This is a genomic window from Microvirgula aerodenitrificans DSM 15089, from assembly GCF_000620105.1.
GTDB lineage: Bacteria > Pseudomonadota > Gammaproteobacteria > Burkholderiales > Aquaspirillaceae > Microvirgula > Microvirgula aerodenitrificans.
This window is the reverse complement of record NZ_JHVK01000003.1, coordinates 305,774-321,600: the sequence shown is the minus strand read 5'-3', so window position 1 is coordinate 321,600 and position 15,827 is coordinate 305,774. Positions and strand designations below refer to the sequence as shown.

General features: G+C 65.5%; 12 protein-coding genes. 6 read left to right on the top strand and 6 right to left on the bottom strand.

What is annotated here, in order from left to right; all coding sequences use genetic code 11:
* Positions 1 to 5: 5 nt before the first annotated feature.
* A complete protein-coding gene (locus tag Q352_RS0105215) occupies positions 6 to 1,259 on the bottom strand; it encodes a DUF1615 domain-containing protein (RefSeq protein ID WP_028498418.1) in 1,254 nt (417 codons plus the stop codon).
* A gap of 182 nt (positions 1,260 to 1,441) precedes the next feature.
* Here Q352_RS0105215 and Q352_RS0105205 point away from each other — a divergent pair, with 182 nt between their 5' ends.
* The 5 genes from Q352_RS0105205 to Q352_RS0105185 all read left to right on the top strand — a co-directional run bounded on the left by Q352_RS0105205 (position 1,442) and on the right by Q352_RS0105185 (position 6,976).
* Positions 1,442 to 2,116: a response regulator transcription factor gene (locus Q352_RS0105205; protein WP_036385281.1), complete on the top strand. Its 675-nt coding sequence runs from the start codon at positions 1,442 to 1,444 to the stop codon at positions 2,114 to 2,116.
* Positions 2,113 to 3,426, top strand: a complete 1,314-nt coding sequence (locus Q352_RS19960) for an ATP-binding protein (RefSeq protein WP_051528699.1) — start codon at positions 2,113 to 2,115, stop codon at positions 3,424 to 3,426. The genes Q352_RS0105205 and Q352_RS19960 overlap by 4 nt, the downstream gene beginning before the upstream one ends.
* Positions 3,427 to 3,508: 82 nt before the next feature.
* On the top strand, positions 3,509 to 4,150 hold the full coding sequence (locus Q352_RS0105195; RefSeq protein WP_028498416.1) for a LysE family translocator: 642 nt from the start codon (positions 3,509 to 3,511) through the stop codon (positions 4,148 to 4,150).
* A gap of 105 nt (positions 4,151 to 4,255) precedes the next feature.
* Positions 4,256 to 4,588, top strand: a complete 333-nt coding sequence (locus Q352_RS0105190) for a DMT family transporter (RefSeq protein ID WP_028498415.1) — start codon at positions 4,256 to 4,258, stop codon at positions 4,586 to 4,588.
* Positions 4,589 to 4,762: 174 nt separating this feature from the next.
* The gene (locus tag Q352_RS0105185; RefSeq protein WP_028498414.1) at positions 4,763 to 6,976 is read left to right on the top strand and encodes a YgiQ family radical SAM protein; all 2,214 of its coding nucleotides are present in this window, start codon (positions 4,763 to 4,765) and stop codon (positions 6,974 to 6,976) included.
* Positions 6,977 to 7,020: 44 nt separating this feature from the next.
* Here the strand turns inward: Q352_RS0105185 and Q352_RS19955 are convergent, their stop codons facing one another.
* The 4 genes from Q352_RS19955 to Q352_RS0105165 all read right to left on the bottom strand — a co-directional run bounded on the left by Q352_RS19955 (position 7,021) and on the right by Q352_RS0105165 (position 13,390).
* The gene (locus Q352_RS19955; protein WP_084299861.1) at positions 7,021 to 8,367 is read right to left on the bottom strand and encodes a Fic family protein; all 1,347 of its coding nucleotides are present in this window, start codon (positions 8,365 to 8,367) and stop codon (positions 7,021 to 7,023) included.
* 95 nt (positions 8,368 to 8,462) lie between these two features.
* Complete coding sequence (locus Q352_RS0105175) at positions 8,463 to 10,916, bottom strand: hypothetical protein (RefSeq protein ID WP_028498413.1); 2,454 nt, start codon at positions 10,914 to 10,916, stop codon at positions 8,463 to 8,465.
* A gap of 169 nt (positions 10,917 to 11,085) precedes the next feature.
* The gene (locus Q352_RS0105170) at positions 11,086 to 12,711 is read right to left on the bottom strand and encodes a Na/Pi cotransporter family protein (protein WP_028498412.1); all 1,626 of its coding nucleotides are present in this window, start codon (positions 12,709 to 12,711) and stop codon (positions 11,086 to 11,088) included.
* 412 nt (positions 12,712 to 13,123) lie between these two features.
* The gene (locus Q352_RS0105165; RefSeq protein ID WP_028498411.1) at positions 13,124 to 13,390 is read right to left on the bottom strand and encodes a hypothetical protein; all 267 of its coding nucleotides are present in this window, start codon (positions 13,388 to 13,390) and stop codon (positions 13,124 to 13,126) included.
* A gap of 153 nt (positions 13,391 to 13,543) precedes the next feature.
* Here Q352_RS0105165 and sodC point away from each other — a divergent pair, with 153 nt between their 5' ends.
* The gene (gene sodC, locus Q352_RS0105160; RefSeq protein WP_028498410.1) at positions 13,544 to 14,068 is read left to right on the top strand and encodes a superoxide dismutase family protein; all 525 of its coding nucleotides are present in this window, start codon (positions 13,544 to 13,546) and stop codon (positions 14,066 to 14,068) included.
* 72 nt (positions 14,069 to 14,140) lie between these two features.
* On the opposite strand, the gene ettA is transcribed toward sodC, so the two are convergent.
* Positions 14,141 to 15,808, bottom strand: a complete 1,668-nt coding sequence (gene ettA / locus Q352_RS0105155; protein WP_028498409.1) for an energy-dependent translational throttle protein EttA — start codon at positions 15,806 to 15,808, stop codon at positions 14,141 to 14,143.
* Positions 15,809 to 15,827: the final 19 nt, after the last annotated feature.

The window sequence follows — 15,827 nt, the reverse complement described above, 5'->3', positions numbered from 1 at the left end:
TGTGGCTATCGCCGTGCAAGGCAACTGCGATAGCGCCCTTCGACCCGGTCGGCAAACCAGGCGGTGGTGATCTTGCGCTGGATCTTCGGGCCGGTCAGCTGGATCTGCGGCAGCGTTTCGCGCGGCTGGTGGCCGTACTGGCGGTCGGCCAGTGCGAACAGGCGCTGGTAGGTCGGGGTGGCGGCGAACGGGCCGACCTTCTCCAGCTTCAGATCGCGCTGGATCTCGCCCGCTGACAGGCCGAGCCGGCCAGCCAGCGACAGGACGGCTGCCTGGGTGTCGCTGGCACCGGCCGAGCCGCCGTCGTAACTGAGGATATCGCCGTCGGCCGACAGCCTGCGACCGCTGAGCCGGGCGACTGCCTGCTGGAAGGCGGCATTGCGGCTGGCGTAGCGGCCGGCGTTGAAGTCGGCGAAGCGATAGCGCATCTGCGAGTACGGCGCCGGGTAGTCGAGCAGGATCGAGGTGCCGAAATAGATGCCGCCACGACGGGTAAACACTTCGTCGCGGATCGTGCCCTTCTTCGGGTACGGATACGGACGGTATTTCGCCTGCTGCTCGGCAAAGGCGACGCTGACCTGCATCGGCCCTCCGGTGCGGATCGGGTTCTTGCCGGCCAGCAGCGTCTTGCCGTACGGCAGTTCGTCGATCATGTCGCCGAACAGGTCGTTCATTTCGCGTTCGGTGCGCAGCGAGTCGATGCGGTCCTTGTAGCTGCGCCCGTTCGGCGAGTGTTTCAGCAGCGCGGCGTCCAGCACCAGCTTCGGAATCAGGTATTTCTGCCGCCGGGTCTCGATTTCCTTCCACACCATCTGGTTCAGGCCCGGAATCGCCCGGTCAGCCTGCCACAGCGATTCCTGCTCGATGATTGCCATCACGGCGCAGAAGTTGTCGGCGCGATAGGACAGGTGCAGGGCGCTGAAGGCATTGACGATATCGTTGGTCCAGCCGGCGCGATCGCGCACATTGCCGGGCAGCAGACGCTGCACGGCGGCACGGGCCGCCGCTTCGTTCGGATAGGCCGGGAAGGCCGGCATGCCGGTCGGGTGCGGCGTGCCGGCTGGTGCGGTGACCGGCGGTGTCGGTGTGGCCGGTTCCGGGACCGGCTCGGGGGCCGGTTCCGGGAACAGCACTTCCGGGGTGACGGGCTCGGCCGGCCTGGCGGTCGGGGCCGGGGCGACGGGAGCCGGAGTCTGGGTGGCGCAGCCGGCGAGGGCAGCGGCAACCAGCAGGGACAGAAGGGGGATAGGCCGGATCATGGACGGGGGAGGAAAAATAGGCAGCCGCCATTGTATGCCCGTGGCGATTCCGGCTGCATGGAGGAATGCGCCGGTGCCGTTTCGCCCCGGCGCGCGCTGGCCGATAATGGCGCCAGCTTCAGGCTGGATTAAACCGCTCCGGATTTACTGCCACCGTATTGCCTTGCCAGGATGCCATGCCGATGGATACCGACCGACTGCCCCGCTGCCTGATCGTCGAGGATGACCGCATCCTTGGCGAAACCCTGTCCGACGCCATGGCTGACGCCGGTTTCGAGGCGGAGTGGATTGCCGACGGGCTGGCCGCGCGCGATCGTCTCGCTGCCGGGCCGGAGCCGGCACTGGTGATTCTCGACCTTGGCCTGCCAGGGCTGGACGGCACCGCGCTGCTGGCCTGGCTGCGCGCACACGGCAGCGAACTGCCGGTACTGGTGCTGACCGCGCGCGACAGCGTGGAGAACCGCATCGAAGGGCTGAACCTCGGCGCGGACGACTACCTGGTCAAACCGTTCGACCTGGCCGAGCTGCTGGCCCGGGTCCGGGCGCTGCAGCGGCGGATTGCGCCGGTGACGGTGGAGCGCGATCGCTGGGGCGATATCGAAGTGGCCTGCGACGCCAGCCAGGCGTGGCTGGGCGGCGAGCCACTGGAACTGACCGGGGTCGAGCTGCGCATGCTGCATGCTTTTGTCACCCATCGCGGGGCGACCCTGTCGCAGTCCCATCTGGAGCAGCATATCTACGACGACATGCCCGAGCACAGCAGCAATCCGTTTGCCGTTCACCTGTCCCGGCTGCGGCGCAAACTCGGTGAGGGGCGCATCGTCAACGAGCGTGGCCTCGGCTGGCGGCTGGCATGATCCGCTGGCTGACGGGGTGGCGCCATTCACTGCTGCTGCGGGTCTGTCTGCGGCTGGCGGTCGGCATTGTCGTTGCCGGCGCCGTGGTGATGGTGACGGTGACAGTCCAGGTCCGGCACGAGGTCCGCGATCTGCTGAAGGGCGAACTGCGGCGTGCCACGCAGTTGTACGACATCCAGCATGCCGATGCGATCGAGCTGCATCTGGATCGCGATTCGCACAAGCGCGAGCACAAGAAGATCAAGCGGCCCGACAGCGGGTATGCGGTTTACGGCGCCGATGGCGGCCTGCTCGATTCGCAGGGGCCGTCCCTGCCGCTGCCGCCGCTGCTCGGCAGCCATACCATCCGCCTCGATGACCATGACTGGATGCTGTACGGTGAGCGGGTCGGCACCCGGCTGGTCGTGGTCGGCGTGCCGCATGCGGTGGAGACCGAGCTGGCGCTGGAAGTGGCCGACGATATCCTGATCCCGCTGCTGCTGGCATTCGGGCTGCTGATTCCGTGGACGCTGTGGGGGGTGTGGCGCGGCCTGCAGCCGTTGAACGCCTTTGCCCGCGAGGTACAGTCGCGGCCGGCCGACGACCTGTCGCCGTTTGCGACCGCGGTGCCTCGCGAGGCGCTGCCGTTGCGCGAGGCGCTGAACCGGCACCAGCATGCGCTGGCGGCCCGGATCGAGCGTGAACGGCGCTTTGTCGCCGATGCCGCGCACGAATTGCGTACGCCGCTGGCCGGTATCCAGGCCAGCCTCGATCTGGCGGCCAGCACCTCGCGCGACGAGGCGCGGGTGCGGGCGCTGGCCAATGCCCGTTCGGCCACGGCCAATGCCGGCCGGCTGGTCGCCCAGTTGCTGGAACTGGCCCGGCTCGACCACGATACCCATCCGTCACTGGAAATCATCGATCTGGCCGCCTGTGTGGACGAATACGAGCGCCATGGTGGCGAACGGGTCGAGCGGCGGGTCGGCACGCCATTGCCGGTCTGGGGACGCTGTGACTGGCTGGCGCTGGCGGTGCGCAATCTGGTCGATAATGCACGACGCTACGGCCGGCCCGATGGCAAGGTGTGGATCGATATTGACGGCACACGGCTGACGGTCAGCGATGACGGGCCGGGGGTCGACCCGGCAGTGATGGTGCGGCTCGGCGAACGGTTCTTCCGGCCGCCGGGACAGAGCATGCCGGGCGCGGGCATCGGTCTGTCCATCGTGTCGCGCATTGTCGAGCTGTGCGGCGGGCGGGTGTCGTTTGCCCGTTCGGCCGACGGCGGGCTGGCGGTCACGCTGCATTTGCGCGAAGCAGGCGGAAAATAGGCGCCTGGATTCGATCCGGGGCGGCGCGGAAAACCGAATCGCAATAGACTGTGGCCATTCCACCCTGTCCAGGACATTGAACGTGCACCTTTCCAACTGGCTGATCTTCTGCAGCGTCGCGCTGCTGGTGACCTTTACTCCCGGCCCGGCCGTGCTGATGGCCATTTCGAATTCGGTGTCGGTCGGCCCGCGCCGGGCGATGATCAGTTCGCTGGGCAATGCCGCCGGCCTGTTTCTGGTGTCTGCCGTGGCGATGGCGGGCATGGGGGTGGTGCTGGCGACTTCGGCCGTGGCCTTTACCGCCCTGAAGCTTGGCGGCGCCGCCTATCTGGTCTACCTGGGCATTCGCCAGTGGCGCAGCAAGGTGAGCCTGTTTTCGGAAATGGCCAGCACGCAGGCACCGGCCAGCGCCGGCGCGGACTGGCGGCTGTTCGGCCATGGCATGACCGTTGCGCTGACCAATCCGAAGGGCATTCTGTTCTTCTCCGCGCTGTTCCCGCAGTTCCTGACCCGGGAAGCGCCGGTCCTGACCCAGTTTTTTGTCCTGACCGGCACTTTTGCCTGCTGCGCGGTGCTGGCCCATGCGGTCTATGTGCTGCTTGGCCGGGCGCTGAAGCAGCAGTTCGCCAGTGCATCGCGCGTCCGCCTGTTCAACCGGATCTCGGGCGGGCTGTTTGTGGCGCTGGGGTTCAGCCTGCTGAGCCTGCGCAACAAGGCAGTCTGACCGACGGCAGCAAGGCCCGCCGTGCGCAGATTTCGCGGTGACTGACAAGACTGGCGAATTGCCGGATGTGGCTGCAGAATCTGCCGCTTGCTGTCGGGAGTCGTCGTGAAGAACTGGGTGTTTCTGCTGCTTGCCATCGTCTGTGAAACCATTGCCACATCGGCATTGAAATCCAGCGACGGCTTTTCAAGGCTGTGGCCGTCGCTGCTGGTTGTCGTCGGCTACAGCGCGGCTTTTTATCTGCTTTCGCTGACCTTGCGCACCATACCGGTCGGCATTGCCTATGCGATCTGGTCCGGCGTCGGCATTGTCATCGTGGCGCTGGCCGGGTGGCTGGTCTTCGGCCAGAAGCTCGACATGCCGGCCCTGCTCGGCATGGGGCTGATCCTGTCCGGGGTGGTCATCATGAACGTCTTCTCGAATGCGGGCGGGCATTAGCCCCGTCGCCTGACAGTGGCATCAGTCCGGCCATGGCCATGCCGGCTGCATGGTGTGTCGAGCCGCGCCTTACCCCCGCTGGCACGAGGGTTTATCCCGAATGAAATCAATCACTTCGTGCCGGTGGCGGGCAAATCTGGCACAATGCGCGCCTTGCCGTAGAACCTGCCGTCCATGACCCCGCATTCCGTTCCCCCGTTGCCGATCTTCTCCTACCCGAAATACTGGGCGGAGAGCCCGGAGCCCGCGCCGTTTCTGCCGATGAGTCGTCGGGAAATGGATGCGCTTGGCTGGGACAGCTGCGACATCATTGTCGTGGTCGGCGATGGGTATATCGATCATCCGAGTTTCGGCATGGCGCTGGTTGGCCGGCTGCTCGAGGCACAGGGATTCCGGGTCGGCATCATTGCCCAGCCGGACTGGCATTCGGCCGAGCCGTTCCGCCAGCTTGGTCAGCCGAACCTGTTCTTTGCCGTGTCGGCCGGCAATATGGATTCGATGATCAACCGCTATACCGCCGACCGCAAACCGCGCTCCGACGATGCGTATACCGCCAATGCCGAGGCCAACCGCCGGCCCGACCGTGCGGTGGCCGTTTATGCGCAGCGCTGTCGCGAAGCCTATCCGGGCGTGCAGGTGATGATCGGCGGCATCGAGGCCTCGCTGCGTCGCATTGCCCAGTACGACTACTGGAGCGACAAGGTACGCCAGTCGGCGCTGATCTACTCGAAGGCCGACATTCTGCTGTATGGCAATGCCGAACGCGCACTGGTCGAGGTTGCCCACCGCGCGGGGCGTGGCGAGCGGCTGGCCGACATGCGCGATGTGCGTGGCGCCGCTTTCCTGGTGCCGCAGGGCTGGTTGCCCGGCGATGACTGGAGCGTGGTCGATTCGAGCACGGTCGACACCCCGGGGCGGGTCGAGCCGCACCAGAACCCGTATGCGGAAGAGGGCGACAGGCAGGCGACGGCCAGCGATCCGTCCGCGCCGCAGCCGGTGCGGCTGGTGTCCGCCGCCGAGCGGGTCGCCGCGCGCAAGGCGACGCGAACGCGGACGGCGGTGCGCATTCCGGCTTACGAGGCGGTCGCCTACGATCCGGTGCTGTATGCGCATGCAAGCCGCACGCTGCATCTGGAGTCGAACCCGGGCAACGCCCGCGTGCTGATCCAGCAGCATGGCAATCGCGATGTCTGGATCTCGCCGCCGCCGATCCCGCTGACCACCGAGGAAATGGACTATGTGTTCGGGCTGCACTATGCGCGCAACCCGCACCCGAGCTATGGCGATGCGCGCTTCCCTGCCTGGGACATGATCCGTTTTTCGGTCAATATCATGCGCGGCTGTTTTGGTGGCTGTACCTTCTGTTCGATCACCGAACACGAGGGACGCATCATCCAGAGTCGCAGCGAGGAAAGCATCCTCAAGGAAATCGAGGATATCCGCGACAAGACCCACGGTTTCACTGGCCATATCACCGACCTCGGCGGGCCGACCGCAAACATGTACCGGCTGGCGTGCAAGGACCCGAAGATCGAGTCGTCCTGTCGCCGGCTGTCCTGTGTCTATCCGGGCATCTGCGAAAACCTCGGTACCGACCACGGGCCGCTGATCCAGCTGTACCGCAAGGTGCGCACGCTGCCCGGCGTCAAGCGCGTGACCATCGGCTCCGGCCTGCGCTACGACCTGGCAGTGCGCTCGCCGGAATACATCAAGGAACTGGTGACCCACCATGTCAGCGGGCTGCTGAAGATCGCTCCGGAGCATACCGAGGAAGGTCCGCTGTCGAAGATGATGAAGCCGGGCATCGGCACCTATGAGCGCTTCAAGGAGCTGTTCGAGCGCTTCTCGAAGCAGGCGGGCAAGAAACAGTATCTGGTGCCGTATTTCATTGCCGCGCATCCGGGCACGTCGGATCGCGACATGCTGAACCTGGCGCTGTGGCTGAAGCACAACGGCTTCCGCCCCGATCAGGTGCAGTCGTTCACGCCGACGCCGATGTCGCTGGCCACCACCATGTGGCATACCGGGCGCAATCCGCTGAAAAAGATCGGACGCAGCTCGGAAAAGGTCGATGTTATCAAGGACGGTTACCGGCGCAAGCTGCACAAGGCCTTTCTGCGCTATCACGATCCGGACAACTGGCCCTTGCTGCGCGAGGCATTGCTGAACATGGGCCGGGGTGACCTGATCGGCAATGGGCCCTGGCATCTGGTGCCGTCGCAGCAGCCGGGCGGCGGGCGCAGCGGGCCAGCATGGCAGGAGCGGGCTTATCACCATGCGCCGCCGGTGGCGGCAAAACCGCGCAGTGGTGGCGGGGGCCGGCCGGCCGGCAAGTCGGGCGGCGGCAGGCAGGCTGCTGCAGCGGGAAAGCCGCGCGGTCGCAGGTAGCCGCGCCGGCGGGGTGTCAGGTCATGCGACCCGGCACCCCGTTTTTACGTCTGGCGCAGCAGATTGCGGGCATCGACATGGGCGATGTAGCAGATGGTCTTGCCTTCCCTGGCCGGTACCAGCGCCTGCAGTGACACCAGCTTCTGCAGGTCGGCGCGCGCAGTGTTTTCGGTAACGCCGAAGTCGTGCTTCACCTCCTTGACGGTGAAGGCCCGGCCCGGATGGCGCAATGCCTTGCGCAGCAGCAGGCCCTGTCGTGCATTCAGCGTGTCGGCAATGCCCTGGGTGTCCAGCCAGCGCAGCAACTCGGCATGCTCTTGCTGCTTGCGCTGCAGGTGGGCGAGGAACTGACGAATGGCCCGGTGGATGATGCGCAGCTGGAAGTCGATGAAGTAGGTCAGGTCGAACGTGTCGGTTTCGCAGAACAGGTATGACTCGCCATACTGGACCGGCGCTTCCTTCAGCAGCGCGCTGATGGAGATGTACTCGAACGGCCAGTAGCCCTGCCTGAGCATGAACCAGTAGAACAGCGCGCGAGCGGTGCGGCCATTGCCATCGGTAAACGGGTGTTCATAACCCAGCATGAAATGCAGGATGATGGCCTTGACCGCCGGATGAATGAACGGGCGTCCGTCCAGGCCATCGTGAGCTGCATTGGCGAACGCACACAGTTGCTGCAGCCTGGAAACAAGCTGACTGGCTGGAGGCGGCCGGTGCAGCACGTCGCCATGCAGCCCCTGCACGACAACCTCGTCATGGTCACGCAGCCTGCCGGGCTGGACGTGCGCATTGCCGGTGTCGCGGGTGGCGATGTCGTGCAGACGGCAGATCCGCTCCACTGACAGTGGCTCATTCCGGGCGCGTTTGGCCGCTTTCATCAGCAGGAAATTGTTGAACACCATCTGCTCGCCCTCATCGCGGGGCAGACGTTCGTTTTCCAGCATGGCCTTGGCGATCTTGCGCGTGGTCGCCGCGCCTTCCAGCTGGGCGCTGGTGATGGCTTCCTCCATGGTCAGTGCATCGACCAGATAGCGATTGCGCTCGGGACCGGCAGCTGCAGCATCGTCGTCGGTTTCCAGTAACGGCGCGCACAGGCGGTCGATGGCATGCAGGTGGATCTGCAGGCTGGCAGGGATGGCGTAGACCAGCGCGTTGCCCTGTTCGCTGTGCAGGCCATCCAGGCGGTGTTGCGAGCAGGCGCGCGCCAGCCGGGTGGCAGCCCATGCCACTTCCTTGTCGATGCCGCCGGCGACGCGCCACCTGAATTCATGCCAGTGCAGGTAGCGCCCCCTGGCGTCGACTGCCGCATGGCGGGCGAGCTGCGCCAGCACCGCGTCGCCTTTGCTTGCCATGATGGCCATGAAGTCGGGAGGAATTTCAACCTTTGCCATTTTTCAACGCAAAATCAAGAGAATTGCGTCGAGATATAACGACCGCCAGTGGCCGCGTCAATTCACGGCGGCATCAAGTGATGCCGCCGCAACAGTCAGCGCCGGAAACCGCCATGGAAGCCGCCGCCAGCGCGCGGGAAAAAACCGCTAGCGGGTCGGCTGGCACCCTGACCGGGTCGGGCACCGCCTTCCGGGGGCTGGAAATACTGTCGTGCCGGCGCCTGCTGCAGCCGCTGGTTGCCGGCCTGCCTGGCCTGGTGCTCGCTGTTCAGGCGCGACGTCTCCCTGTTGCCGGCCGGCACTGGCTGCCAGCCATCAGGCGTGTGCTGTTCCCAGCTGCCGTCCGGGCTGCGGCGGTAAACATTGTTGTCATGGCCGGCATAGACCTCGCCGTTGTTCCAGGCCACGCCGGAGTCGGTGCGGCGGTTGCCGACAAAACCCTTGCTGTTCACGGTGCGGTCACCGCTGGCGGTATTGCCGGTCACCGTGGTCTGCTCGGCGCCGAAACGGCCGGTGCGGCGGTTGACGCCGGCGGCCTGGCTGCCTCCCGCATAGTTGCCGGTCGCGGCGTTGCCGGCAATGCCCTGCCGGCTGGCCCCGGCGCGCCCGGTTGCCGGACTGCTGAACGATCCCTGCCGACCGGCGGCATAGTTGCCGGTATAGGCGTTGCCGATGGCACCCCGGCTGGCCTGGAAGTGACCACCGGTATACGGGTTGAAGCCGGCGGCAGCGGTGCCGTGCCACTGGTTGCCGGTCCAGCCGTTCCAGCCGTCGACATGAGTGACGGTGCCCTGGCCCCAGCGACCATAGATATTGGTCTGGTTGACATTCACGTATTGCCAGCTTGGATAGCCGCCGCCCCACCAGCCCCAGTACGGCCCCCAGTACGGTGACGGCGCGCCCCACCAGGCACCGGCGGCAAAGCCGAAGGCGAACCCGACCGTGGTGCCGACCGCAAAACCGGCGCCATAACCATACGTGTCCGGATAGCCGTACCAGACCTCGCCGGTATATGGCGCATAGCTGTAGCCGCTGCCGTAGACGACGGTACCGCCGGGGGCGACCATCACGCCGAAATAACCCGGGGTATAGCCGACGACCACGTATTGCGGCGTGTGCGAGTACACATGGACATAGGTTACGTAGTGCAGCGGCGACGAGACCGGAATGGTGTAGATCGCCCCCGGTACGCTGTCCGCTACCCGCCAGGCACCGGTCGGCGTGGCCGCCGTGAACCAGATGCCGCTGGACAGCGCATAGTAGTGGCGGCTGTCGACCTCGATGACCGGCAGTGCGCTGTTCGGCGCGTAATGCAGGCTCGTGCCGGCGATCGGGATGAAGTGCGGCGCGCCGTCGTAGCTGACAGTCAGGCTGGCCTTGTTGCGATAGACCGTGGCGGTCTGCGGAATGGCGGCGGCAATGACGGCTTCGCGCGCTTGCGGGGTGCCGGGCACCGACACCAGCACATTGGCTTTTGGGCTGCCGGCCGGGATGCGGGCGAAGTCGGCCGGCAGCGCTGAACCGGCGACCGCATGCCAGGGACCGGCCAGGTCACGGCCGGCAAACCAGCGCCCGGAAATCAGGAGATAGTAGTCATTGCTGGCCGGGTCGAGAAACAGCGCATGGTCGGCATTGCCGACAGTCAGCAGGTTGACACCATCGACCGGCTGCATGGCCGGCTGGCCGTCGGTGACGACCAGCTCGGTCGGTTCGGTGGCGATCAGTACCGCCGGTGCCGTTGCCGGTTTTTTGCCGCTGGTCGGCTGCATCGGGTCCGGCTTGACGGCCTTCGCGGCCGCCTGGGCGGCGGCCAGCAGGTTCGTCGCCGGCTTGCCGGTCACGACCCAGCTGCCGTTCAGCGCCGGCGCCTCGTACCAGCTGCCGGCGGCGTTCAGGTGATAACGTTCGCTGGCGTCGCGCAGCAGCAGTGCCCGGGTATTGATCACGCGTTGCCAGCCACTGGCGCCGGAGACCGGACGCAGTACCGGCGCGCCATCGATGCGGACCAGCAAAGTGGGCGTGCTGGCAAACATGATATGTGGAGGATCATTGCGTACGGCGACACTGCCGGCCTTGCTGATCTGCTGTGAAACCAGATAACTGGTCTGCAGCTCGTCAAGCGGGATCGACATGCCGCCTGTGGGCAGACGCTGCTGCAGCATGGTGCGGTAGCCGGCCGCCCGGTCCTGGGCGGTCGGGATCTGCACGTCGTCGATAACGATGCCGGTCAGCGTGACGATGCCACCGGGTTTGTCGATGGCGGCATTGGCACGAAAGTGGGCGATGCCGTACAACGGCGCGCCCTTTTTGCTGCTGATGGCCAGCGCCGCGCGGCCGGACAGCTGATTGCCATCCCATTTTTCGATCTGCGGCTGGAACAGCTCGACGTGACTGTCGCCGGCGCTGAGGGTGCGCGGCCAGGTCGGGGCCAGGGTCGGTGCGGCAGCGGCCTGTGCCGGTGTCACCAGCGCGTGCAGTGGCAGGATGCTGCCGAACGCCAGGGCCAGACCGATGAGCAGTGCCGGGCGGTTGATGAGACGGGTACGCATGGAAATCTCCGGGGACGGGAAAGCCGGGCCGTCCCTCTGCGTTGTAGACAGGGCCCGGTGGATGAGCCAGTGGCTTTGCCAATATACATACAAAAAGAAATGTATAACAGCAAGGCCAGCAGACTGTGTCCATCCGGCACAAACCTGTTTCCAGAGATGTCTGCCGCGTTCAGTCGCGGCCGTTGCTGCGTTCGATTACCGGGTAGGCGATGGCGCAGATATGCGAATGGATGCGCTTGAAGTCGCGCAGCACGTCCAGATGCAGCGAACTGGTCGAAATGCTGTCCTTGCGACCCTCACGCAGCCGTGCCAGGTGGTTGTCACCGGCCTCGCGGACAATGTCGCGCACCCGGGCCTTGTCTTCCAGCAGCCGGCCGGCCGCGTGCAGGTCATTGGCCATGAAGGCGGCCATGGCGCGGCGGAAGCTTTCCAGCACCAGTTCGTGCAGGGCACTGAGCTCGGTTGCGCCGTCGCCGGAGAAGCGCAGCCGGTTCTTGGCCTTCTTGGCCGCGAGCTCCATCAGGTTGCGGTCGATGATGTCGCCGATGTGCTCCATATTGATGACGAAGGCAATGATGGCCATCGCCTTGCTGCCCTGTTCGGGGTCCAGACTGTCGCGGGTCACGGCGGTTACATAGAACTTGATGCGTTCGTACAGCCGGTCGACTGCATCATCGCGGCGGGCGATGGTGGCAATCAGCCGCCGGTCGCCGGTCAGCAGCGCGGGCAGGCTCTGGGTCAGCATGTCCTCGACGATATCTCCCATGTGCAGCGCTTCGCGGGTGGCGTTGACCAGGGCTTCTTCCGGCGTGCCGATGGCCGACGAGTCCAGATGACGGGGCGCGTCCGGATCTTCCGCCGCTTCATTATTCTGCGGGTAGATCTTTTCCAGCAGGCGGGCGACCGGATCGAGCAGACCGATAAACAGCACCGCAATGGCAATATTGAGCCCGGTATGGAAATCGGCGATCCGGTGGCCGGGGATACCCGGCAACTGCGACAGCGCGTCGGCCAGCGGGCCGGTGACGGCAAGCAGCACGAGACAGACACCGCCGCGCAGTAGCAGATTGCCGGCCGGCAAGCGTTTCCGCAGGTTGTCATTGCCCTTCGCACCGGCGAAATACGGATTCAGCGCGCTGCCGATATTGGTGCCCAGCACCATGGCGATGGCCGTGCTCATCGGGATGGCGTTCGAGGTGGCCAGCGACATGACGAACAGCACGATCGGAATGCTGGAGTGGGCGGCCCAGGTCAGCAGCGCGGCGATGGCGGCATTCAGTGCCGGCATGTCGGCCAGCGCCCCGAGCACCGTGCGCAGGGCCGGGGCCGCCTCGGCCGGTTCCATGGTGTCGACCAGCAGTTCCAGCGCCAGCAGCATCAGGCCGAGACCGATGATGGCACGGCCGAAATCGCGCATCTGCGAGCCCTTGCCGCGCTCGAACATGGCCATGCCGACAACCAGACAGGCAGGCGAGATCCAGCTCAGGTTCAGCGAGAACGCCTGCACGATCAGGGTCGAGCCGATATTGGCGCCAAGCATGATGGCCAGCCCGGTCACCGGGCGCATGATGCGCCGGGCGGCGAACGAGGTGGCGATCAGCCCGGTGGCGGTGGCGCTCTGCAGGGCGGCGGTCACCGCCAGTCCGGCGAACAGCGCGCTGAAGCGGTTGCCGAGGCTGCTGGCCATGAAACGGCGCAGCGACGAGCCCAGCGCCCGCATGAAACCGGACTCCACCATGTGGAGTCCCCAGGTCAGCAGCGCCACGCCTCCGGCGAGATGCAGCAAGATGAACATGTTCTTTCCTCCCGGGTGGCGGCGCGGCGGGCAGGATGCCGGCAAAAGCGGGCGGGACGGTCAGCAACGTGCGGGAGAATGCCCTTGCCGGCAGGCATGGGGCCTGAATCAGGTCCTCGGACTGTCCGCATACCCCGCTTGCGAAGAATGGACGGGCGAAGCAAGGTTTCTCCCCGGCGGCGGGGGCGGAAGAGGCAGGATTCAATCAGGCAGACTGCCGTGCTTGCCGACAGATCCTGTCAGTCGGGCGATGCCACTGTAATCATTGTGCTCACATCCATGAGCCGTCCGGGCTCATGGGGCAGGACCTGTATACATAGGCGAAATGCACGGGAAAGGCAAATCGCGCCCGGAGGCGGGCGCGAACGGAAATGCCCGCGCCGGTGGCGCGGGGCTGGAGGCGATGACCGGATCAGGTGTTGTTGCTGCTCAGTGCCCGGCGGCGCTCGGCGGCAAGCAGCGACACGATGCACAGATTGGCAGCACCCAGGGCCAGCGCCGTGACCAGACCGGCTGCGGCACCCAGTGCCTGCATCGCACACAGCAGCGCCACCAGGGTGAGCAGGCCTGCGTAGCGGCGACCGGCCCGCAGCCGGCGGGCGATCAGTTGCTGGGTGGGCGAGGCGACATGGAGCGCCAGCGCGGCAGCCAGCGAGAACAGGAAGGCAAGAACCAGCATGATGGGGACTCCGGTAAAACAGGGTTGCATACCATCAATAATAATGATTCTCATTTGATATGCAAGCCAGACGACAAGGCCGCGGCGATCGTGTCTATATTCAGAGGCCTGACGGCGCCCCGTCACCGCCCCTTACCCACAAGAGGAGAAACCATGAACAAACGACTGCCCGCACTGCTGATGATGGCCGGCCTGACCGGTTCCGCACTGGCTGCGGCACCGGTGCCGGTCGACATGCAGCTGGTCGACCAGAAAGGCCCGGTCCGGCAGATCGGCACGATACAGGCCACCCAGTCGGCCTACGGTGTGGTGTTCACGCCGAACCTGGACGGCCTGCCGCCCGGTGTTCATGGCTTCCATCTGCATGCCAGTGCGGACTGCGGTCCGAAGCTGATCGACGGCAAGATGGTGCCGGCCGGCGCGGCCGGCGGCCATTTCGATCCGGCCGGAACCGGCCGGCATGAAGGCCCGTGGGGCGAAGGCCATCTCGGAGACCTGCCGGCGCTGTATGTCGGTGCCGATGGCCGCGCGACCCAGCCGGTGCTGGCGCCACGGCTGAAACTGTCCGATCTGGCCGGGCATGCGCTGATGATCCATGCCGGTGGTGACAATCACGCCGACATGCCGGCGGCGCTGGGCGGCGGCGGTGCCCGTGTCGCCTGCGGGGTAATCCGCTAGCAGAACGTATCGCCGCAAACGACAAACGCGGGCCCGAAGGCCCGCGTTGTGGTTGAAGCTGCTGCTACGTGATCAGCGCGTGACCGGCTTGTAGCGGATGCGCTTCGGCTTCGCGCCTTCTTCGCCAAGGCGTTTCTTCTTGTCGGCTTCGTATTCCTGATAGTTGCCATCGAAGAAGGTCCACTGCGAATCGCCTTCCGCCGCCAGGATATGGGTGGCGATACGGTCGAGGAACCAGCGGTCATGGGAGATCACGAACACGGTGCCGGCGTATTCCAGCAGCGCGTCTTCCAGTGCGCGCAGCGTTTCGACGTCGAGGTCGTTGGACGGTTCATCGAGCAGCAGCACGTTGCCGCCCTTCAGCAGCGTCTTGGCCAGGTGCAGGCGGCCGCGTTCGCCGCCGGACAGCGAGCCGACCTTCTTCTGCTGGTCGCCACCCTTGAAGTTGAACCGGCCCAGATAGGCACGGCTCGACATCTCGAACTTGCCGACGTTGACCAGTTCCTGGCCACCGGACACGTCCTCGAACACGGTCTTGTCGTCGTCCAGCCCTTCACGGCTCTGCTCGACGAAGGCCATCTGCACGGTCTGGCCGATCTTCACCGTGCCGCTGTCCGGCTGTTCGCGGCCGGCGATCATCTTGAACAGCGTCGATTTGCCGGCGCCGTTCGGGCCGATGATGCCGACGATGGCGCCGGCCGGTGCCTTGAAGCTCAGGTTGTCGATCAGCAGGCGGTCGCCGAAGCCCTTCGACACCTGGTCGAACTCGATCACTTCGCTGCCGAGCCGCTCGCCGACCGGGATGAAGATTTCCTGGGTTTCATTGCGCTTCTGGTATTCGAACGACGACAGTTCCTCGAAGCGGGCGATACGGGCCTTGGACTTGGCCTGGCGTCCCTTCGGGTTCTGCCGCACCCATTCCAGTTCCTGCTTCATGGCCTTCATGCGCGCAGCTTCACCCCTGGATTCCTGCTCCAGGCGCTGTTCCTTCTGTTCCAGCCACGAGCTGTAATTGCCCTTCCACGGGATGCCGTGACCGCGGTCGAGTTCCAGGATCCATTCGGCGGCGTTGTCGAGGAAGTAGCGATCGTGGGTAACGGCGACCACGGTGCCGGGGAAGCGCACCAGGAACTGCTCCAGCCATTCGACCGATTCGGCATCGAGGTGGTTGGTTGGTTCGTCGAGCAGCAGCATGTCCGGCTTGGACAGCAGCAGCTTGCACAGTGCCACGCGGCGCTTTTCACCACCGGACAGCTGACCGATGCGGGCATCCCATGCCGGCAGGCGCAGCGCATCGGCGGCCAGTTCCAGCTGCAGCGAGGTGTTGTCGCCGGCGCCGGCGGAAATGATCGCCTCGAGCCGCGCCTGCTCCTCGGCCAGTGCATCGAAGTCGGCATCCGGCTCGGCGTAGGCGGCATAGACTTCTTCCAGCCGCTTTTGCGCGTCCATGACGTCGCCCATGCCGGCTTCGACTTCCTCGCGCACGGTGGCGTCATTGTCGAGCAGCGGCTCCTGCGCCAGATAGCCGATCTTTACGCCGGCCAGGTGCTGGACTTCGCCGTCATACTCCTTGTCGACACCGGCCATGATTTTCAGCACGGTGGATTTGCCCGCGCCGTTCAGCCCCAGCAGGCCGATCTTGGCACCGGGGAAGAAACTCAGGGAGATGTCCTTGATGATCTGACGCTTGGGGGGGACGATCTTGCTCACGCGGAGCATCGACATTACATATTGGGCCATGCAGAATTCCGTAGGAAGA